The sequence below is a fragment of the Frigoribacterium sp. PhB116 genome, from assembly GCF_004364285.1.
Taxonomy (GTDB): domain Bacteria; phylum Actinomycetota; class Actinomycetes; order Actinomycetales; family Microbacteriaceae; genus Frigoribacterium.
The window spans coordinates 1,005,671-1,025,339 of record NZ_SOBE01000001.1; the positions used below are offsets into that span (position 1 = coordinate 1,005,671).

Genomic DNA, 19,669 nt, shown 5'->3' on the forward strand with positions numbered 1-19,669 from the left:
TAGCTACGACTGCGAGTCGCGGTACTGCTCGAGTTGACGGGGCCCGAACGCGTCCGGGATCACCTCGTCGATGGTCTTGAGGCCGGAGACGGTGTCGAGCACCATCGTCTCGTGGGAGTGCTCGTACAGCAGCTGGCGGCACCGGCCGCAGGGCATCAGCACGCCGCCGTTGCCGTCGACGCAGGCGAACGCGACGAGCTGGCCGCCGCCTCCCATGACGAGGTCGGTGACGAGCGAGCACTCGGCGCAGAGGGTGATGCCGTACGAGGCGTTCTCGATGTTGCAGCCGGTGACGAGACGGCCGTCGGCGGTGAGCGCGGCGGCCCCCACCGGGAACCCCGAGTACGGCACGTACGCCTTGGCCATCGCCTCCCGGGCGGCCTGACGGAGCGCCTCCCAGTCGGTCGTCTCGGCGACGCTCACGACTTCACGTAGGGCTTGCCGGACGCGGCCGGGCCCCGGGACTGGCCGACGAGGCCGGCGACGGCGAAGATCGTGACGACGTACGGCAGCATGAGCATGAACTCGCTCGGGACGGGTGACCCGATGGCGCCGAGCACGTTCTGCAGGTTCGAGGCGAAGCCGAACAGCAGCGCGGCGAGCGTCGCCCTGATCGGGTCCCACCGGCCGAAGATGACCGCCGCGAGCGCGATGAAGCCGGCGCCCGCCGTCATCTCCTTCTGGAAGTTGCCGAGCGAGCCGAGCGTGAAGTAGGCCCCGCCGAGACCGGCGATGGCGCCCGCGAGCGAGACGTTCCAGAAGCGGGTCGCGTTGACCTTGATGCCCACGGTGTCCGCAGCCTGCGGGTGCTCGCCGACGGCTCGGAGGCGGAGGCCCCAGCGGGTGCGGAACAGCCCGTAGAACACCACGGCGATGGCGATGTACATCAGGTACACGATGATCGTCTGCCGGAAGAACACCGGCCCGACGATCGGGATCTGGCTGAGCCCCGGGATCGGCAGCTGCGGGAACCGGACGCCCTGGTTGAGGGCGTCCGACTTCGTGAGGACCTGCGAGTACAGGAAGCTGGTGAGCCCCGTGACGAGCACGTTGAGCACGACGCCCACGATCACCTGGTCGACGATGTAGCGGATGCTGAAGACGGCCAGGACCATCGACACGAGCACGCCTGCCACCATGGCGGAGGCGAGGCCCACGTACGCGGACCCGGTCGCGGACGCGACGACGGCCGAGACGAAGGCGCCCGCCAGCAGCTGGCCCTCGATGGCGACGTTCACGACGCCGACCCGCTCGCTGATGACGCCGCCGAGGGCGCCGAAGATCAGCGGCGTGCTGAGCGCGAGGGCCCCGAGGAGGAGGCCGGGGACGGGGATCGTGGCGTCGGCGCTCGTCCAGGTCAGGAAGGCGACGAGGAAGAGCACGCCGAAGACGGCGACGAGCCAGATCGGCACGCGCTGCGCACGCCGTGCGAGCAGGAACGCCAGCGCGGTCACGACCGCGAGCACGACCGTGAGCGCGACGCCCGTGGCCGCCGAGGGCAGCACGGCGTCGGGCAGCGCGAAGAAGTCGGTCGAGGTGGCGAGGCGGAACGTGCTCGACCCCTCCCGCGGGTTCACGACGAACAGGACGACCGCGACGACGGTGAAGACCGCGAAGGCGATCGGCGCCTTGTAGCTGCGCGTGGCGGTGCGGCTGAGGCCGGGGGTCGGCGCGGCGGGGACCGCCGTGTCGGGGGTGAGGGTGCTCACTTGGTGACCACCGCCTCCTTCTTCGAGCCGCGGGGAGCCCGAGGGGCTCCCGGCGCGGGCAGACGGAAGATGCTGCGGACGAGCGGCGGGGCCGCCACGAACAGCACGATCAGGGACTGGACGACGAGGACGATGTCGATGGGGACGCCGTTCGCCGCCTGCATGGAGTAGCCGCCGGCCTTGAGGGCGCCGAAGAGGATGCCCGCGCCGAAGACGCCCCAGGGGCGTGATCGGCCGAGGAGCGCGACGGTGATGGCGTCGAAGCCGATGCCCGCGTCGATGCCCGACGTGAAGCCGGTGGTGAGCGTGCCGAGCACCTGGGTCGACCCGGCCACGCCGGCGAGGGCACCAGAGATGAGCATCGCGTAGAGGTAGATGTTCTTGACGTTCATGCCGGCGGTGCGCGCGGCGTGGGGGTTCTCGCCGACCGCTCGGAAGCGGAAGCCCAGTGTCGACCGGTTGATGAGCCACCAGACGACGGCCGTGATCACGATGACCAGCAGGAAGCCCCAGTTGAGGTTGTACCGCGCGCCGAACAGGTCGGGGAGGATCGCGCTCGGGAGCGTGGCCGGCGACTTGGGGTTCGGGCTGCCCGGTGCCTGCAGCAGACCGGGGGTGCGCAGGGCGTACGCGATCAGGTAGAAGGCGACGTAGTTGAGCATGATCGTGAGGATCACCTCGTGGGCGCCGGTGCGGGCCTTGAGGAGACCGACGATGCCGCCCCAGACCGCACCGCCCGCGATCCCCGCGAGCAGGGCCAGCGGCAGGTGCACGGCGAGGGGCAGGTCGAACGAGAAGCCGACCCAGCCCGCCGCGCCGGCCGCGATGAGCATCTGGCCGCGCGCGCCGATGTTGAAGAGGCCCACGCGGAACGCGAGCGCCACGCCGAGACCGGCGGCGATCAGCGGCACCGAGTAGTTGAGCGTCTCGGTCAGGGGCCTGATGCCCGCCGCGAAGCCGTCGACCCGGAAGTTGTAGACGGCTCCCTGGAACAGGGACGAGTAAGAGCCGCCGACCGACGCCCAGAAGGCCTGGAAGAAATCGGAGGGGCGGGAGAAGAAGTAGCCGGTCGTCGACTGGACGTCGGGATCGGTGAAGCCGATAAGGAGGCCCGAGACGACGAGGGCCAGCACGACGGCGAGCACGGAGATCGCCGCGTTGCCGGTGGTGATCTCGCGCAGCAGGCGCGAGCCGCGCGAGTCGCCTGCCTCCTGGCCGCCGCCCGTCGGTGCGCCCTGGGGCGCCGGGGTGGTCGTGGTGGTCGCGTCGCTCACGCCGCGGTCTCCTTCGCCTGGGGGGCCTCGCCGGCCATCATGAGCCCGAGCACGTCGCGCGGGGTGTCGGCCGGGACGATGCCGATGATCGTGCCGCGGTACATGACCGCGATGCGGTCGGCCAACGCGACGACCTCGTCGAGCTCGGTGGAGACGACGATGACGGGCACTCCCGAGTCGCGCGTCGCGACGATGCGCTTGTGGACGAACTCGATCGACCCCACGTCGATGCCGCGCGTCGGCTGAGCCGCGACGAAGAGCCGCAGGTCACGGCTCAGCTCGCGGGCGAGGACGACCTTCTGCTGGTTGCCGCCGGAGAGGCGGCCGGCCGGCGTGGAGATGCCCTGGGTGCGGATGTCGAACTCGCGGACCTTCTCGACGGCGAACGCGGCGAGCTCGGCGAGCCGCAGCGACCCGCGCCGCACGAAGGGGCCGGACTGCGACCGGTCGAGCATGAGGTTCTCGGCGACCGTGAACTCGCCGACGAGGCCGTCCTCGTTGCGGTCCTCCGGGACGAAGCCGACGCCCGCGTCGAGCACGCGACGGACGCTGTGGCCGGTGATGTCGCGACCGTCGAGGGAGACGCGGCCCTGGACCCGGGGCTGCAGCCCGAGGATCGCCTCCGTCAGCTCGGTCTGGCCGTTGCCCTGGACGCCCGCGATCGCGAGGACCTCGCCGCGACGCACCTCGAACGAGACGTCGTCGACGACGACCTGGCCGATCGGGTCGACCACCCGGAGCGACTCGACGACGAGGGCGGCCTCGCCGGGATCGGCCGGGCCCTTCTGGACCGTGAGCTCGACGGCACGGCCGACCATGAGGGAGGCGAGCTCGGCGTTGCTGGCGGTGGGCTCGGCCTCGCCGACGACCTTGCCGAGGCGGATGACCGTGATCCGCGACGCGACCTCGCGCACCTCGCGCAGCTTGTGGGTGATGAACACGATGCCGGTGCCCGCGTCGCGGAGCTGGCGCATGATGCCCATCAGCTCGTCCGTCTCCTGCGGGGTCAGCACGGCGGTGGGCTCGTCGAAGACGAGCACCTTCGCGTCGCGCGACAGCGCCTTGACGATCTCGACGCGCTGCTGGACGCCGACCGGGAGCTCCTCGACGACGGCGTCAGGATCGATGTCGAAGCCGAAGCGACGGGAGATGTCCCGCACCTTGGCGCGCGCGGCGGCCAGGTCGAGGCGACCGCCGCCCTTCGTCTCCTCGTGGCCGAGCATGACGTTCTCGGCGACGGTGAAGACGGGCACGAGCATGAAGTGCTGGTGCACCATGCCGATGCCGGCAGCCATGGCGTCGCCGGGGCCTGCGAACTGTTGGACGACGTCGTCCAGCAGGATCTCGCCCTCGTCGGCCTGGTACAGGCCGTAGAGGACGTTCATCAGGGTCGACTTGCCGGCACCGTTCTCGCCCAGGAGAGCGTGGATCTCTCCTGGCTCGACGGTGAGGCTGATGTGGTCGTTGGCGGTCAGTGCGCCGAATCGCTTGGTGATGCCCTTGAGCTCGAGCTTCATCTCGTCAATCTACCTCGGTGTAGGCGTGGGAAGGGCCCGGGACGAACGGTGGAGACCGTCCTGCCCGGGCCCTCGATCAGGCCATGCTAATCGATGCCTGACGTGCTGCGGACTGGTGTCAGTTCGTCAGCGAGGAGGGCGACTCGACGGTGATGGAGCCGTCGATGATGCCCGCCTTGATGGTGTCCAGCTCGTCCGAGAGGCCGGCGTCGACCTTGTCCTCGTAGTCGTGGAACGGAGCGATGCCGACGCCGTCGTTCTCGAGCGTGCCGACGTAGGGCTCGTTCGAGAAGTCGCCCGAGGAGGCCTGCGTGGTGACGTCGTCCGTCGCCTGCTTGATGCCCTTGAGCACCGAGGTGAGGAACAGGTCGCTGTTGGCGCTGTCCGTCTCGTAGGTGTCGGAGTCGGCGCCGACGAGGACGATCTCCGAGCCGGAGTCGCGGATCGCCTCGGCGGCGCTCTGGTAGATCGGGCCGCCGACCGGCAGGATCACGTCGGCTCCCTGGTCGATCAGCGTCTGCGCGCTCTGCTTGGCCGTAGTCCCGGCCTCGAAGCCGCCCGTGAAGGTGCCGGTCTGCGACGCGACGTCCCAGCCGACGACCTCGACGTCGCCGCTCTTCTGCTCGTTGTAGTACTCGACGCCGTCGACGAAGCCGTCCATGAAGATGGTGACGGTCGGGAACTGCATGCCGCCGAAGGTGCCGACAGTGCCCGTCTTCGAGTAGCTCGCCGCCGCGTAGCCCGCGAGGAACGCCGCCTCGGACGTGTTGAAGGTGATGGGCTTGACGTTGTCGGCCGTGATGGACGCGTCGTCGATGGTGGCGTAGTCGATGTTCGGGTTCGTCTCGGCGGCGGTCTTGGTCGCGTCGGCGAGCGCGAAGCCCACCGTCACGATCAGGTTGCAGCCCTGGTCGGCGAGGTTCGACAAGTTCGCGTCGTAGACCGTCTCGTCGGCCGACTCGACCGTGTTGGCCTCGGCGCCCTCGGCCTCAGCCGCCTCGGTGAGGCCCTCGTAGCCGAGCTGGTTGAACGACTTGTCGTCGAACCCGCCCGCGTCGGAGACCATGCAGGGCACGAAGTCGCTGCTGCCCGAGCCGCCGGCCGCGTCGCCGTCGCCCTCGGGGGCCGAGGCACAGCCGGCCAGGATGGCGACGCTGCTGGCCAGTGCGAGGCCGCTGAAGACGGCCCTACGCGCAGTTGTAGTCAAGTTGTCCTCCAAGATGCAGCCCGGCACCAGAAGCCGGGCACGTATGGCGACAGGTTACCTACTGCGACGGCCGGTCCCGACCGTCCGGACGGAGTGATGCGGAGGCGTTACACAAGCGCGACCGGGACGTAACGGCGCCGAAACACCGCCCGGCTCAGAGGACGTCGCTGCGGCCGCTGAGCTTGAGGGCGTCGACGACGCTCTTCACCCGCTGCGCGTTGGCCGTCGTCGTGACGAGCAGCGCGTCCGGGGTGTCGACCACGATGATGTCGTTCACGCCGATCAGCGAGATGAGCCGGCCGCTGTGACCCACGACGATGCCGCTCGAGGCGTCGGACAGCACGCGGGCGTTCTCGCCGAGGATGGCGAGGTCGCTCTTGCGACCGCCCGAGTGCAGCTTGGCGATCGACGCGAAGTCGCCGACGTCGTCCCAGTCGAAGTCGCCGGGCACGACGGCGAGGCGCCCGGCGGCCGCGGCGGGCTCGGCCACCGTGTAGTCGATCGCGATCTTCTCGAGGCCCGGCCAGACGGCGTCGACGACGGCGCCGCGCCTCGACGTGTCCCACGCCTCGGCGAGCTCCTCGAGGCCCGCCAGCAGCTCGGGCCGCGTCTCGCCGAGCTGCTCGAGGAGGCGGTCGGCACGCGAGATGAACATGCCCCCGTTCCAGAGGTGGTCGCCCCCGGCGACGTAGCCCTCGGCGGTGGGGAGATCGGGCTTCTCGACGAACGACTCGACCCTGCGGGCGCTCGGGGCGCCCTCGACGTCGAGGCCCTCCCCCACGTGGATGTAGCCGAAGCCGATCGCGGGCTCGGTCGGGGTGATGCCGATCGTCGCGATCCAGCCCGCGTCGGCGAGGGCGATGGCCTCGCGCACGGCGCGTCCGAAGCCCCGGACGTCGGCGATCACGTGGTCGGCCGCGAACGAGCCGATGATCACGTCCGGCTCGCGCCGACGCAGGATGGCCGCGGCGAGGCCGATGGCGGCCGTCGAGTCCTTCGGCTCGCTCTCGAGGACGACGTTGTGGTCCGCGAGGGCGGGGAGCTGCGCCTCGACGGCGGCTCGGTGGGCACGACCGGTGACGACCATGATCCGCTGCTCGCCCGCGAGGGGCGCGAGGCGGTCCCAGGTGCCGCGGAGCAGGGTCGACCCGCTGCCGGTGAGGTCGTGCAGGAACTTCGGCGCGTCCGCACGGCTGAGTGGCCACAGGCGGGAGCCGATGCCCCCGGCGGGGATGATGCTGTAGAAGCGGTCGGCGGCGTCCTGGGGGGTCATGTCGGCCACCTTAGCGATGCCGCGCTGCGAGCCACGGGGCACTCGTTCACCACCCCGACACCCGCCCGTCACGGCACCGGCTCCGACCGGCCACGACCGCGCGGCAGCCTGGTGGCACGCCGAGTCGAGGAGTGCCCATGCGGGTCGCCATCGTGACCGAGAGTTTCCTGCCCACCGTGAACGGCGTGACCACCAGCGTGCTGCGGGTGCTCGACCACCTGGAGCGGTGTGGCCACGAGGCTCTCGTCATCGCCCCGGCGGGCCGCGGGCACGATTCCTACGCGGGCGCCCGCGTCCACCGCGTCCCGTCGGTCGCGTACCGCCAGTTCCCCGTCGGGCTGCCCGGCCCCCAGGTCGCCGGGGCGATCGCGGCGTTCGCCCCGGACGTCGTGCACGTCGCCTCGCCGTTCCTGCTCGGCGCCCAGGCGATCTCGGCGGCGGCCAGGCTCGGCCTGCCGAGCGTCGCGGTCTTCCAGACGGACGTCGCCCGCTACGCGGCGGCGAGTGGGCTCGGCACGGTCACCGAGGCCGTGGCGTGGCGGCTGGTGCGCCGCATCCACGACCAGGCGACCGTCACGCTCGTGCCGTCGACCGCCTCCCTGCGGGATCTCGAGCGGGCCGGGGTGCAGCGCCTGGCGACGTGGGGCCGCGGCGTCGACGCCCGTCGGTACCACCCGAACCGCCGTGGGGGCGCGGGCGCGTCGCTGCTCCGTTCCCGGGCCGGCGCGGGCCCGGACGACGTGCTCGTCGGCTACGTGGGCAGGCTCGCGGCCGAGAAGCAGGTCGAGCGCCTCGCGGCCCTGCGCCGCCAGGACGGCGTCCGTCTCGTCGTCGTCGGGGGCGGGCCCTCGCTGCCCTCCCTCCGCCGTCGGCTGCGGCACCTCGACCCGCTCTTCACCGGCCCGCTGCACGGGGACGAGCTCGCCGACGCCTACGCCGCCCTCGACGTCTTCGTCCACACGGGCACGACGGAGACGTTCGGACAGACGGTGCAGGAGGCGCACGCCGCGGGCGTCCCGGTGGTCGCGCCCGCGGCCGGCGGCCCCCTCGACCTCGTGCGCCACGGCGTCGACGGGTACCTGTTCGATCCCCGCCACGACCACTCGCTCAGGCGGTCGGTCGGCAGCCTCGTGGCGGACGGGGCGCTCAGGGCCCGCTTCGGCGAGGCCGGCCGACGAGCCGTCGTGGGCCGCACGTGGGAGAGCGTGGGCGACGACCTGCTGGACCACTACGAGGCCGCACGTGACGGCGTCCGGCGTGCCGCGGTCGCCCACGGGGCCGCGGGGGTCGACCTTCTCTCGACATCGAAGTAGATCGATCGTTCTTAGGCCCGCCTAAGCGGCGGGACCACGTGCCCCGCTCGTATGCTGGGACAGTTCTATGAACGCACACGGCGGACGCGGCTGTCCTCCCCCGGATCGCAGCCGACCGCCTCGTCCGCGAGGAGGGCCGCTCATGGCTGAGCAGTCGACGGGAACACTGGCGTCACCGGCAGGCAGGTCGGGCGGCTCGTCGTCGCGCGTGCCCGAGCCTCGCAAGGGCGGCCGTTTCGCCGGCACGCTGTACCGAGGCCGTGAGGGCATGTGGTCGTGGGTGCTGCACCGCATCACCGGCGTGAGCATCTACTTCTTCCTCCTCGTGCACATCCTCGACACGGCCCTCGTGCGGATCAGCCCTGAGGCGTACGACGCGGTCATCGGCACGTACAAGAACCCGATCATGGGCCTCGGCGAGACCGGCCTCGTGGCCGCCATCCTCTTCCACGCCCTCAACGGCCTGCGCATCATCCTCATCGACTTCTGGGCCCCGGCCACCAAGCACCAGCGACTCCTCTTCTGGATCGTGATCGGCGTCGCCGTGGTGCTGTTCGCCGGCTTCGCCCCCCGCCACCTGATGAACGTCTTCTCGGAGTAACGCGATGACCACTGAGACCGTCGAGGCCCCGCGCAGCGCGCGCACCGCCCGCCGCAGCACCAACTGGGAGAAGTGGGGCTGGATCTACATGCGCGTCAGCGGCGCCGTGCTGGTCGTGCTGATCTTCGGCCACCTCTTCGTCAACCTGCTCGCGGGCGAGGGCGGGGTCAAGGCGATCGACTGGGGCTTCGTCGCGGGCAAGTGGGCCAACCCCTTCTGGCAGGTCTACGACACGTTGCTCCTGTGGCTCGCCCTGATCCACGGCTCGAACGGCATGCGCACCATCGTCAACGACTACGTCGGCCGTCCCGCCGTGCGCCGTGTGCTGCTGGGGACGCTCGTCGTCTCGGCGGCCGTCCTGCTCCTCCTCGGCACCCTCGTGGTCTGGACGTTCGACCCGTGCCCGGCCAACGCGCCGGCCGACATGCTCCCGTCCATCTGCTCGGCCTGACCTCCTCGGCGTGACGACCACCGCCTCCCCGACCTGTCCCGCCGCCGGCACCACCGTCCCCCGGAAAGAACTGTGACCACTCCCTCCGCTCCCGCCTCGTCCGACCAGGACTCCGTCGTCGACGGCATCCACTACCACCAGCACGACGTCGTGATCGTCGGCGCCGGGGGCGCGGGGATGCGTGCCGCGATCGAGGCCGGGCCGAACGCCCGCACGGCCGTCATCTCGAAGCTCTACCCGACCCGGTCGCACACGGGCGCGGCCCAGGGCGGCATGGCCGCCGCGCTGGCCAACGTCGAGGACGACAACTGGGAGTGGCACACCTTCGACACGGTCAAGGGCGGCGACTACCTCGTCGACCAGGACGCCGCCGAGATCCTGGCGAAGGAGGCGATCGACGCCGTCCTGGACCTCGAGAACATGGGGCTGCCCTTCAACCGCACCCCCGAGGGCAAGATCGACCAGCGCCGCTTCGGCGGCCACACGGCCGAGCACGGCAAGGCCCCGGTCCGTCGGGCCTGCTACGCCGCCGACCGCACCGGGCACATGATCCTCCAGACGCTGTACCAGAACTGCGTCAAGCTCGGCATCGACTTCTACAACGAGTTCTACGTGCTCGACCTGATCATGGGCGAGGTCGACGGCGTGGCCCGTCCGGCCGGCGTCGTGGCGCTCGAGCTCGCGACCGGCGAGCTGCACGTGTTCCAGGGCAAGTCCGTGGTCTTCGCCACGGGCGGTTTCGGCAAGATCTACAAGACGACGTCGAACGCGCACACCCTCACGGGCGACGGGGTCGGCATCATCTGGCGCAAGGGCCTGCCCCTCGAGGACATGGAGTTCTTCCAGTTCCACCCGACCGGCCTCGCGGGGCTCGGCATCCTCCTCTCCGAGGCCGCGCGCGGCGAGGGAGCCATCCTGCGGAACAGCGAGGGCGAACGCTTCATGGAGCGCTACGCCCCCACCATCAAGGACCTGGCGCCCCGCGACATCGTGGCCCGCTGCATGGCGACCGAGATCCGCGAGGGGCGCGGCGGCGGACCCCACAAGGAATACGTCTATCTCGACATCACGCACCTCGACCCTGCCGTCATCGACGCCAAGCTGCCCGACATCACCGAGTTCGCCCGCACCTACCTCGGCGTCGAGCCGTACACGGAGCCGGTGCCGGTGCTGCCGACCGCCCACTACGCCATGGGCGGCATCCCCACGAACGTCCACGCCGAGGTGCTGAGCGACAACACCACGGTGGTGCCCGGGCTCTACGCCGCCGGCGAGTGCGCGTGCGTCAGCGTGCACGGCTCGAACCGGCTCGGCACCAACTCGCTGCTCGACATCAACGTCTTCGGCAAGCGCGCCGGCAACAACGCCGTCGAGTTCGCCAGGACCGCCGAGTTCGTGCCGCTGCCCGAGGACCCCGCCGGCTTCGTGCGCGGGCTCGTCGCCGACGTCCGCAACGCCACCGGCACGGAGCGCATCGCGACGCTCCGCAAGGAGCTGCAGGACAGCATGGACCGCAACGCCCAGGTGTTCCGCACCGAGGAGACCCTCGACGAGGTGACCCACGTGATCGCCGACCTGCGCGACCGGTTCAAGAACATCTCTGTCCAGGACAAGGGCAAGCGCTTCAACACGGACCTGCTCGAGGCCATCGAGCTCGGGTTCCTGCTCGACCTGGCCGAGGTCGTCGTGTACTCGGCGCGCTCGCGCCAGGAGAGCCGCGGCGGCCACTTCCGCGAGGACTACCCGACGCGCGACGACGAGAACTGGCTGGTCCACACGATGGCCTACCTGACGGGCGACCCGCACTCGTCGCTCGCCGGCGACCACATCCGACTCGACACGAAGCCCGTCGTGATCACGAACTACCAGCCGATGGAACGGAAGTACTGAGCATGAGCTCCGCAGTCCTCGAGAACGCCCCCACCGCCTCCGACGCCGTCCCCACCTTCACGGCGACGCTGATCATCCGCCGGTTCGACCCCGAGGTCGACGACGAGCCGCGCTGGCAGGACTTCGACGTGCAGGTGCTGCCCACCGACCGCGTGCTCGACGCCCTGCACCAGATCAAGTGGGAGCAGGACGGCTCGCTGACGTTCCGCCGCTCGTGCGCCCACGGTGTCTGCGGCTCGGACGCGATGCGCATCAACGGCCGCAACCGGCTCGCCTGCAAGACCCTGATCAAGGACCTCGACCTCTCGCAGCCGATCTACGTCGAGGCCATCAAGGGGCTGCCCCTCGAGAAGGACCTCGTCGTCGACATGGAGCCGTTCTTCCAGTCGTACCGAGAGATCCAGCCGTTCCTGATGGCCTCCTCGAAGCCCGAGAAGGAGCGCATCCAGAGCGCCACGCAGCGCGAGCGCTTCGACGACACGACCAAGTGCATCCTGTGCGCCGCGTGCACGTCCAGCTGCCCCGTATTCTGGACCGACGGCCAGTACTTCGGCCCGGCCGCCATCGTCAACGCCCACCGCTTCATCTTCGACTCGCGTGACGAGGGCGCCCAGGTCCGCCTGGACATCCTCAACGACAAGGAGGGCGTGTGGCGCTGCCGCACGACCTTCAACTGCACCGAGGCCTGCCCCCGCGGCATCCAGGTGACCAAGGCCATCGCGGAGGTCAAGAACGCAGTGCTGCGCGGCAGCGTCGCCCCCGTGAGCTGACCCGGCGAGCTGACCCGGCGAGACGCAGGAGGGCCCGGCACCACCTCGGTGGAGCCGGGCCCTTCGCCGTCCCGTCAGTCGTCAGTCGTCCTCGACGATGCAGGTCGCCTCGAGGCCGAGCGCGAGCCGGAGGGCGACCGAGACTCCCCGCTCGCCCTCGGGGCCGTGGGGCGCGACGGCGTCGACCCAGTGCACGGGGAGGCGGACGGCCGGCGGGTCCGGCAGGAGCCGCTCGATCTCGCCCGCGACCGTGACCTCGTCCGAGCTGAACACGGTGAGCACGGCGTCGCCCCCTCCCCCGAAGACCTGGAGGGCCGCTCCGCCGTCGATCTCGCGGACGCCCAGGGAGTCGTCGACCGCCCTGGCGGCGGTCGCGAGGTCGAGGGCGTCGACGACGTGCGGACTCAGGATCGTGATGTCACGGGGCACCGGGGGGCGCCTCCTCGTCGGTGTCGGACGCGGACGCGTCGGTGTCGGCACGCCGGTGCTCGTGCAGGAGGTCGTGCTCGTCGAGATCGTCCTCCCAGGCCTCGAGCAGCGGAGGAGAGACCATCTCGGCCAGGCGTTCCGGCCCGACGGCGTCGAGGGTGTCGTGCAGGGCGTCCCAGCCGGAGGTGGCCGCGTCGCCGAGGGGCACGACGTAGGCCGGGAGGCGCGGGCGACCGACGACCGTCACCGGCCTGGGCACGGGGATCGTCGAGACCGTCAGGCCCAGCCGCTGGACCGACGGCGCGCCGATCAGCAGCACGACGGGGTTGGGCGGTGGGTACGTGACCGCCCGGACGCTGCGGTCGGGCTCACCCTCCCGAGCAACCACGAGGGCGAAGGTCGGGACGGAGGTGCGGGCGATCTCGGAGAGCGCCTCCGTGAGGCGGCCGACCGCCGCGTCGACGGGGTCGGTCTCGCCCCCGCCTGCGGGAGTGACGGCGGGCACCGTGATCGTGAGGGCGGTCGTCTCCTCGATGCCGTTCTCGGTCACGCGGGCCGTGAGGGTGCCGGACAGGCCGGGGCCCTCGACGACCACCCGGACCAGCGCGGGTGCGGCGTGACGTGCGCTCTGCGTGAGCACCCAACGATCCCAGGGCCGCCGCAGCGGCTCGGTCTCGCCCCATCTGTCGGGCGTCGCACCGGCCACGGCCCGGGAGAGCACCTCGACGGCCCCGCCCAGGGTCGTGTCGTGGTCGGGGCGGTGCAGCACCGTGAGGTCGACGGAGAGCTGCGCGATGGTGTCGACCGCCTCCTGGACGACGATCGGCTCGGGGGCGACCTCCTGCCGGCTCAGGTCGTCCGGGGGGCTCGGCGGCCAGCCCGCGGAGTCGAGGTCGGCGTACGGGGAGCCCGTCAGCCCGTCGCGGAGGTCGCCGTGCTCGTCACGCACGGCCCAGGCGGCGCCGGCGTGCACGAGAGCGGCCCGCGTGCCCACGGTCAGTCGGGAGGACTCCCCCGTCACGATCACGATCCGGCGACGACCCCGGCGGCGGGCCAGGAGGTCGGCGAGCGGCGCGCTCAGCCGCACGACGCGGGACCGGCTGTCGACCCGGACGACGCGCGCGCTCACGGCGTCGATCAACGGGTGTCGGATAGGGGTGCCCACGACGACAAGTCTGCTCCCGCCCCCTGGACGGTGACCGGTCCGCGACCTCGCTCCCCGGAAGAGGGCGGGAGGCGGGCCGTGCGAATAGTCTGTGAGTGCCGTCCGCGACGCCCGCGACGTCAACACCGCTCCCGATCCCCGATCACGACCGAGAGGCTCCGACATGGACGTCGCCCGACAGCAGGACCTGCAGAACCAGATCGCGGCCCGAGTCGCCGAGTCGCTGGTCGACGTCGACTGGGCGGAGGCGACGCTGTTCCTCCTCCAGGTCGGCGAGGTCAGCCGGACCTGGCTCGACGCCCTCGACGCGGCCGGCAGTACGAAGCAGGACCTCCCCACGCCTGACGTCGAGGCGCTGGGCACGCGGCTCCGCGAGGCCATGGCCGATCCGGAGCGCGGCACCTGGTTCTCGCTGGTGCTGACCCTGTCGTCCGACGGCTCGTTCACCGCGCGCTTCAACGGAGAACGCCGCGTGTTCGACGACGCCGCGTCGCCGTTCGAGGCCATCGGCGACGAGGTCGTCCCGACCGACGCGGACTACGCCGCCGACCTCGCCCGCTTCCCTCGCGCGGACAAATACCGGCCCGAGTGGCTGCCGGGCGACGCCGCGACTGCGAGCTCCGCTGCGGAAGGGTCGACGACGGCGCCGTCGTCCACCCCGCCCGCCGCGGCCCTCCCCGCCTCGCTCTTCTCGCTCGACGGCCGCTGGGGCTGGCCCGGGGTGCTCGCGAGCGTCGCACAGCAGACCGCGGCCTCCCCCGTGGCGTCCTCGCCGGAGGCCACGCCGACCGACGAGTCCGACGCGCCCGAGCTCTCGCTCGGCCAGCTCGCGCTGCGCGTGCGGGACGCCGTCGTGCTCGACGTCATCGCGCCGCACCGGGTCGCGACGCTCCTCCGGCTGCACGCCGAGGCCGTCGCCGCCGGCGTGCTCCCCGCGGTGGACGCGGTCGAGTCCGTCGACCCTGAGCGGGGACTCGAGGAGGCGCGCGTCGCCTCCCCCGAGGTCGTCCCGGCCGTCGAGGCGGCCGTCGCGAGCGTCGTCGACGCGATCGTCGCCGAGCACCTGCAGGCCGTCGTCGCCTGACCCGAGCGCTCCTGCCCCGGACACGACGCGAGCCCGCCGCTCCGAGAGGAGGCGGCGGGCTCGCGTCGTGAGGGCAGGCCGGGGGTCAGCCGGCGGTGACGGCCTCGGCCGCCTGACGGGCGCCGGAGGCGGTGGTCGCCGCGATCGCCGCGGTCGCCAGGGCGCGCGCCTGCTCGAGCGTGTGGTTGCCCAGCTCGAGGCGGACGTCGGCGAGGGCCGCGGGCGTCATCGACAACGTGGTCGCGCCGAGGCCGACGAGCACGACGGCGAGCAGCGGGTCGGCCGCGGCCTCGCCGCAGATGCCGACGGGCTTGCCCGCGGCCGCACCGGCGTCGCCGAGGGCCTTGACGAGGCGCAGGACCGCAGGGTGCCAGGGGTCCTGGTAGCTGGCGACCGAGCCGAGCATGCGGTCGGCGGCGAGGGTGTACTGCGTCAGGTCGTTGGTGCCGACGCTGACGAAGTCGGCCGAGGAGAAGATCTGGTCGGCCAGCACGGCGAGCGAGGGCACCTCGGCCATCACGCCGACGGTCTTGAGCCCGAGCTCACGCCCGAGGGCCACGAAGTACTCCGTCTCCTCCGCGTCGCTGACCATGGGCGCCATGACCCAGAGGTCGGCCGTGGTGGCGGCCTGCGCCGCGGCGAGGGCGCTCAGCTGGTCGCGGAGGATCTGCTCCTTGACGCGGAGCGCACGGAGGCCGCGGAGGCCGAGTGCGGGGTTCTCCTCGTGGGCGTCGTTGAGGAAGCTGAGGGGCTTGTCCGCCCCGGCGTCGAGAGCGCGCACGACGACCTTGCGGCCGGGGAACGCCTCGAGCAGCGCCGTGTAGCTCGCGGTCTGGCTCTCGACGGTCGGGGCGGTGCTGTTGCCGAGGAACAGGAACTCGGTGCGGAACAGGCCGACGCCCTCGGCGCCGAGCGCAACGGCGCCCGCGGCCTCGTCGGGCGAGCCGAGGTTGGCGAGCAGCGGCACGGCGTGGCCGTCGGCGAGCGCGCCGTCGGTCAGGGGCGCGGCAGCCGCGGCGGCGCGGTCCGCGATGCGCTGCTCGGCGTCGGCGACCTCGTCGGCGGACGGGTCGACGGTGACGACGCCCGTCGCGGCGTCGGCGACGACGACGGTGCCGTCAGCGAGGTCGAGGGCGCCGGTGACGCCGACGATGGCGGGGATGGACTTCGAGCGGGCGAGGATCGCGGTGTGCGACGTCGGGCCGCCGTCGCGCGTGATCAACGCGAGGACCTTCTCGAGGTCGAGCAGGGCCGTGTCGGCCGGTGCCAGGTCGGGGGCGACCAGCACGAAGGGGGTGTCGCTCTCGGGCACGCCGGGGGCGGCGACGCCCCGAAGGGAAGCGATGACGCGCTGGGCGACGTCGCCCAGGTCGGTCGCGCGCTCGGCCATGTAGCCGCCCATGCCGACGAGCATCTCCTGGAAGGCGGCGAAGGCCTCGAAGACCGCGCGCTCGCCCGTGGAGCCGTCGGCGATGCGCTGGTCGACGTCCTCGACGAGGGTCGGGTCCTGGGCCATGAGGGCCTGGGCGTCCAGGACGTCCTTGGCCTCGCCTCCGGCCTTCTCGCCCCGTGCGGTCAGGTCGGAGGCGACGGCGGCGAGCGCCGTCGCCACGGCGGCCGACTCGGCGGCGGCGTCCGCGGTGCGCCCCTCGGTGCCGGGCTCGGGAAGCGGCTCGGGCATCCTCAGGACGGGGCCGACGGCCACTCCACGTCCGACGCCAACGCCCTGTAGTGCCACTGTGTACCTCTTCGTGCTCGCGGTGTCTGCGGCGGGCACGCTGATCGGCGGCGCCGCGGGGTCAGCGACATCGTACGCGAGCGGTGGCGGGCGACCCGTGCACGCGCCCGTACCCTGGGTGCATGCGCCGCCGCCCCGACGACACCGAGCAGGCCGACGCCTCCCGGGACGTCGCCGCCGACAGGCCCGCCGCGACCCGCCGGGCCGCCTCGGGTGCCGTCGCCGCCGGGTCGCGCCTCGCGTCGTCGAGGGCCGTGCGGGTCATCGGCCGGCACGTCGTGCAGAAGGGCCCGCTGCTGGCGGCGGGCCTCACGTACCAGGCGCTCTTCGCCCTCTTCTCCGCTCTCTGGGTCGGCTTCAGCGTCGCGGGGTTCGTCGTCGCCGGGAACGACGTCGTGCGCGACGAGCTGATCGCCTTCATCCAGTCCGCCGTGCCGGGCGTCATCAAGGACGACACGGGCGCCGGCGTCGTCGAGCCGGGCGCCCTCATGAACGCGTCCGTCTTCGGCTGGACGGGCACCGTGGCCCTCGTCGGGCTGCTCTTCTCGTCGATCCGGCTCTTCGGCAGCATGCGCGACTCCGTTCGCACCGTGTTCCGGGCGCCGCAGCCCGCGACGCCGCTCCTCCGGCTGATCGCCCGCGACCTCGTGCTCGCGCTGGTCTTCGGCGCGACGGTGCTGGTGTCGGCGTCGATCTCGCTGCTGAGCACCACGGCCGTGACCTGGGGGCTGCGCCTCGTCGGGCTCTCCCCCGACTCCGACGCGTCGGCGGCGCTGCTCCGGCTCGTCGGCCTGGTGCTCGTCTTCGTCTTCGACACGGCCGTGCTCGCCGTGCTGTTCCGGGTGCTGGCCGGTCTGCACATCCCGGCCCGCCGCCTCCTCGCGGGCTCGGCGATCGGCGGCGCCGGGTTCGTGCTCATCACCTTCGTCGGCGGCACGCTGCTGCGCGCCGCCGGCTCGAACCCGCTGCTCGCGTCGTTCGCCGCGATCGTCGGGCTGCTGCTCGTCATCAACCTGCTCTGCCAGGTGCTGCTGCTCGCGGCGGGCTGGATCGCGGTCGGCATGGACGACATCGGCGTGCTCGCGGACCCGCACGCCGAGGCCGAGCGGCTGCGGCTGCTCGAGGAGGCGCGGCTGGCCGAGGAGGCGCAGCTCGGCTCGCGCAGGGCGCGCGCGGGCGAGCGGCTCCGCGCCCTCGCCTCGCGGCTGCCGCGGGGCCTCCGGAGCCCGGGCCGCGGCCCGGCCGGCCGCGACCCCGGGGGCGACGACGGCGAGGCCGGGGGCGGCTCGGGCGTCGGCGGCCGCCGCTAGTCTCTCTGGCATGGGTTCTCGTCTGCGTCTCGCCTCGGTCAACGTCAACGGCATCCGTGCCGCGTACCGCAAGGGCATGGGCGAGTGGCTGGCCGACCGTGACGTCGACGTCCTCACCCTGCAAGAGGTGCGGGCCTCGACCGACGACCTCGAGGGCCTGCTCGGCCCCGAGTGGAACGTGCTGCACCACCCGGCCACGGCCAAGGGCCGCGCGGGCGTGGCGATCGCCTCCCGGGGCGCCGCCCGCATCCACCGGGTCGAGCTCGGCCCCGACGACTTCGACAGCGCAGGCCGCTGGATCGAGGCCGACTACGACGTCGACGGCACGATCGTCACGGTCGTGAGCACCTACGTGCACTCGGGCGAGGTCGGCACCGAGAAGCAGGACGAGAAGTGGAAGTTCCTCGACGCGATGAGCGAGCGCCTGCCCCAGCTCGCCGCGCACTCCGAGCTCACCGTCGTCACGGGCGACCTCAACGTCGGGCACCGCGAGCTCGACATCAAGAACTGGAAGGGCAACGTCAAGCGCGCCGGCTTCCTGCCGCGCGAGCGTGCCTACTTCGACCGGTTCTTCGGGCCCGAGGGCGAGCCCGTCGAGACCGCCGACGGCGAGGGCGGCACGGGCCTCGGCTGGGTCGACGTCGGCCGCCGCCTGGCCGGCGAGGTCGAGGGGCCCTACTCGTGGTGGTCGTGGCGCGGCCAGGCCTTCGACAACGACACCGGCTGGCGCATCGACTACCACGTGGCGACGCCCGCCCTCGCGGAGCGTGCCTCCGGCCTCGTCGTCGACCGGGCCGCCTCCTACGACAAGCGCTGGTCCGACCACGCGCCCGTCGTCGTCGACTACGACATCTGACCCCGCACCGCCGACGCCGGGCTCCCTCCCCGGCTCTCTCCCCCTAGGACGCCATGACCAGCACCACCGCCCCGGCCGCCGCCCGGCCCCGCCTCTTCTCCGGCATGCAGCCGACCTCCGACTCCCTGCACGTCGGCAACTACGTCGGCGCGCTGCTGCAGTGGCGTGAGCTGCAGTCCAGCCACGACGCCCTGTTCTGCGTGGTCGACATGCACGCCATCACCGTCCCGCAAGATCCTGCGACGCTCCGCGAGCAGACCCGCCGCACCGCCGCCCAGTACATCGCCGCGGGCATCGACCCCGAGAAGTCGACGCTCTTCATCCAGTCGCACGTACCCGCGCACGCGCAGCTGGCCTGGGTGCTGAACACGCTGACGGGCTTCGGCGAGGCCAGCCGGATGACCCAGTTCAAGGACAAGTCGGCCAAGCAGGGCGCCGACGCGGCCACCCTCGGCCTCTTCGCCTACCCGACGCTCATGGCGGCCGACATCCTGCTCTACCAGGCCGAGTCCGTGCCGGTCGGCGACGACCAGCGCCAGCACGTCGAGCTCACCCGCGACCTGGCGGGGCGCTTCAACTCCCGGTACGGCCAGACCTTCGTCGTGCCCGAGGCGGCCATCCTCAAGGAGACCGCGCGCATCTACGACCTGCAGACGCCCGAGTCGAAGATGAGCAAGTCGGCCGCGACCGACTCCGGCATCGTCTGGATGCTGGACGAGCCGTCCCGCACGGCGAAGAAGATCAAGTCGGCCGTCACCGACACGGAGCGCGAGATCCGTTTCGACCGCGGGGCCAAGGCCGGCGTGTCCAACCTCCTGACGATCCTGTCCGCGTTCTCCGGCACGAGCGTCGGCGCGCTCGAGCAGCAGTACGAGGGGCGCGGCTACGGCGACCTGAAGAAGGACGTGGCCGAGGTCGTCGTCGAGACCTTCACCCCGATCCGCGCCCGGACGCTCGAGCTGCTCGACGACCCGGCCGAGCTCGACCGCGTGCTCGCCGGCAACGCCGAGCGCGCCGACGCCATCGCCCAGGCGACGCTCGACACCGTGTACGACCGCATCGGGTTCGTCCGCAGGGCCTGA

At 72.0% G+C, this 19,669-nt stretch carries 18 protein-coding genes; 9 read left to right on the forward strand and 9 right to left on the reverse strand.

All coding sequences use genetic code 11. From position 1 onward, the window contains the following. Nucleotides 1–3 precede the first annotated feature (3 nt). The 6 genes from EDF20_RS04530 to EDF20_RS04555 form a co-directional block, all read right to left on the reverse strand. Nucleotides 4–423 carry a cytidine deaminase gene (locus tag EDF20_RS04530; protein WP_279586165.1) on the reverse strand — a complete coding sequence of 140 codons (420 nt, stop codon included), beginning with the start codon at nt 421–423 and terminating at the stop codon, nt 4–6. After that, nucleotides 420–1,709 carry an ABC transporter permease gene (locus EDF20_RS04535; RefSeq protein ID WP_133737826.1) on the reverse strand — a complete coding sequence of 430 codons (1,290 nt, stop codon included), beginning with the start codon at nt 1,707–1,709 and terminating at the stop codon, nt 420–422. Before EDF20_RS04535 ends, EDF20_RS04530 begins: the two co-directional genes overlap by 4 nt. Then, a complete protein-coding gene (locus tag EDF20_RS04540) occupies nt 1,706–2,983 on the reverse strand; it encodes an ABC transporter permease (protein WP_123546564.1) in 1,278 nt (425 codons plus the stop codon). The genes EDF20_RS04535 and EDF20_RS04540 overlap by 4 nt, the downstream gene beginning before the upstream one ends. After that, nucleotides 2,980–4,500 carry an ABC transporter ATP-binding protein gene (locus tag EDF20_RS04545; RefSeq protein WP_123546565.1) on the reverse strand — a complete coding sequence of 507 codons (1,521 nt, stop codon included), beginning with the start codon at nt 4,498–4,500 and terminating at the stop codon, nt 2,980–2,982. Before EDF20_RS04545 ends, EDF20_RS04540 begins: the two co-directional genes overlap by 4 nt. A 118-nt stretch (nt 4,501–4,618) precedes the next feature. After that, nucleotides 4,619–5,707, reverse strand: coding sequence for a BMP family ABC transporter substrate-binding protein (locus EDF20_RS04550; protein WP_123546566.1), 1,089 nt, complete (start codon nt 5,705–5,707; stop codon nt 4,619–4,621). Nucleotides 5,708–5,861: 154 nt separating this feature from the next. Further along, on the reverse strand, nt 5,862–6,980 hold the full coding sequence (locus EDF20_RS04555; RefSeq protein ID WP_123547289.1) for a mannose-1-phosphate guanylyltransferase: 1,119 nt from the start codon (nt 6,978–6,980) through the stop codon (nt 5,862–5,864). Between the two features lie 137 nt (nt 6,981–7,117). Here EDF20_RS04555 and EDF20_RS04560 point away from each other — a divergent pair, with 137 nt between their 5' ends. The 5 genes from EDF20_RS04560 (at nt 7,118) to EDF20_RS04580 (ending at nt 12,005) form a co-directional block, all read left to right on the forward strand. Then, nucleotides 7,118–8,293: a glycosyltransferase family 1 protein gene (locus EDF20_RS04560; protein ID WP_133737827.1), complete on the forward strand. Its 1,176-nt coding sequence runs from the start codon at nt 7,118–7,120 to the stop codon at nt 8,291–8,293. 142 nt (nt 8,294–8,435) lie between these two features. Further along, nucleotides 8,436–8,894 (forward strand): succinate dehydrogenase, cytochrome b556 subunit, encoded by a 459-nt coding sequence (gene sdhC / locus EDF20_RS04565; protein WP_123546568.1) that lies wholly within the window; start codon nt 8,436–8,438, stop codon nt 8,892–8,894. 4 nt (nt 8,895–8,898) lie between these two features. Continuing rightward, nucleotides 8,899–9,345, forward strand: a complete 447-nt coding sequence (gene sdhD / locus EDF20_RS04570) for a succinate dehydrogenase, hydrophobic membrane anchor protein (RefSeq protein WP_123546569.1) — start codon at nt 8,899–8,901, stop codon at nt 9,343–9,345. 72 nt (nt 9,346–9,417) lie between these two features. Next, entirely contained in the window at nt 9,418–11,235 is a 1,818-nt protein-coding gene (sdhA, locus tag EDF20_RS04575) for a succinate dehydrogenase flavoprotein subunit (RefSeq protein WP_123546570.1), read from the forward strand. A 2-nt stretch (nt 11,236–11,237) separates the two neighbouring features. Continuing rightward, nucleotides 11,238–12,005, forward strand: coding sequence for a succinate dehydrogenase iron-sulfur subunit (locus tag EDF20_RS04580; protein WP_123546571.1), 768 nt, complete (start codon nt 11,238–11,240; stop codon nt 12,003–12,005). 81 nt (nt 12,006–12,086) lie between these two features. Here the strand turns inward: EDF20_RS04580 and EDF20_RS04585 are convergent, their stop codons facing one another. Together EDF20_RS04585 and EDF20_RS04590 are read right to left on the reverse strand one after the other, a co-directional pair. Next, nucleotides 12,087–12,434, reverse strand: a complete 348-nt coding sequence (locus tag EDF20_RS04585; protein ID WP_123546572.1) for a hypothetical protein — start codon at nt 12,432–12,434, stop codon at nt 12,087–12,089. Beyond that, on the reverse strand, nt 12,424–13,599 hold the full coding sequence (locus tag EDF20_RS04590; protein ID WP_133737828.1) for a DUF6177 family protein: 1,176 nt from the start codon (nt 13,597–13,599) through the stop codon (nt 12,424–12,426). Before EDF20_RS04590 ends, EDF20_RS04585 begins: the two co-directional genes overlap by 11 nt. Nucleotides 13,600–13,762: 163 nt before the next feature. On the opposite strand from EDF20_RS04590, the gene EDF20_RS04595 reads away from it, so the two are divergent. After that, on the forward strand, nt 13,763–14,683 hold the full coding sequence (locus EDF20_RS04595; RefSeq protein ID WP_123546574.1) for a hypothetical protein: 921 nt from the start codon (nt 13,763–13,765) through the stop codon (nt 14,681–14,683). A gap of 85 nt (nt 14,684–14,768) precedes the next feature. Here the strand turns inward: EDF20_RS04595 and ptsP are convergent, their stop codons facing one another. Continuing rightward, nucleotides 14,769–16,421, reverse strand: a complete 1,653-nt coding sequence (ptsP, locus tag EDF20_RS04600) for a phosphoenolpyruvate--protein phosphotransferase (RefSeq protein ID WP_133737829.1) — start codon at nt 16,419–16,421, stop codon at nt 14,769–14,771. 122 nt (nt 16,422–16,543) lie between these two features. Here ptsP and EDF20_RS04605 point away from each other — a divergent pair, with 122 nt between their 5' ends. Genes EDF20_RS04605 through trpS form a run of 3 tightly spaced genes read left to right on the forward strand, consistent with a single transcriptional unit; the run spans nt 16,544 to nt 19,669 of the window. Continuing rightward, complete coding sequence (locus EDF20_RS04605; protein ID WP_133737830.1) at nt 16,544–17,731, forward strand: YihY/virulence factor BrkB family protein; 1,188 nt, start codon at nt 16,544–16,546, stop codon at nt 17,729–17,731. A gap of 10 nt (nt 17,732–17,741) precedes the next feature. After that, nucleotides 17,742–18,587, forward strand: coding sequence for an exodeoxyribonuclease III (locus tag EDF20_RS04610; RefSeq protein ID WP_133737831.1), 846 nt, complete (start codon nt 17,742–17,744; stop codon nt 18,585–18,587). Between the two features lie 53 nt (nt 18,588–18,640). Then, complete coding sequence (trpS, locus tag EDF20_RS04615) at nt 18,641–19,669, forward strand: tryptophan--tRNA ligase (RefSeq protein ID WP_133737832.1); 1,029 nt, start codon at nt 18,641–18,643, stop codon at nt 19,667–19,669.

Bases quoted from the DNA above. Each gene is read 5' to 3' on its own strand.
- EDF20_RS04545 (WP_123546565.1), bottom strand. From the start codon at position 4,500: ATGAAGCTCGAGCTCAAGGGCATCACCAAGCGATTCGGCGCACTGACC.
- EDF20_RS04555 (WP_123547289.1), bottom strand. From the start codon at position 6,980: ATGACCCCCCAGGACGCCGCCGACCGCTTCTACAGCATCATCCCCGCC.
- EDF20_RS04560 (WP_133737827.1), top strand. From the start codon at position 7,118: ATGCGGGTCGCCATCGTGACCGAGAGTTTCCTGCCCACCGTGAACGGC.
- sdhC (WP_123546568.1), top strand. From the start codon at position 8,436: ATGGCTGAGCAGTCGACGGGAACACTGGCGTCACCGGCAGGCAGGTCG.
- sdhD (WP_123546569.1), top strand. From the start codon at position 8,899: ATGACCACTGAGACCGTCGAGGCCCCGCGCAGCGCGCGCACCGCCCGC.
- EDF20_RS04580 (WP_123546571.1), top strand. From the start codon at position 11,238: ATGAGCTCCGCAGTCCTCGAGAACGCCCCCACCGCCTCCGACGCCGTC.
- EDF20_RS04595 (WP_123546574.1), top strand. From the start codon at position 13,763: ATGGACGTCGCCCGACAGCAGGACCTGCAGAACCAGATCGCGGCCCGA.
- EDF20_RS04605 (WP_133737830.1), top strand. From the start codon at position 16,544: ATGCGCCGCCGCCCCGACGACACCGAGCAGGCCGACGCCTCCCGGGAC.
- EDF20_RS04610 (WP_133737831.1), top strand. From the start codon at position 17,742: ATGGGTTCTCGTCTGCGTCTCGCCTCGGTCAACGTCAACGGCATCCGT.
- trpS (WP_133737832.1), top strand. From the start codon at position 18,641: ATGACCAGCACCACCGCCCCGGCCGCCGCCCGGCCCCGCCTCTTCTCC.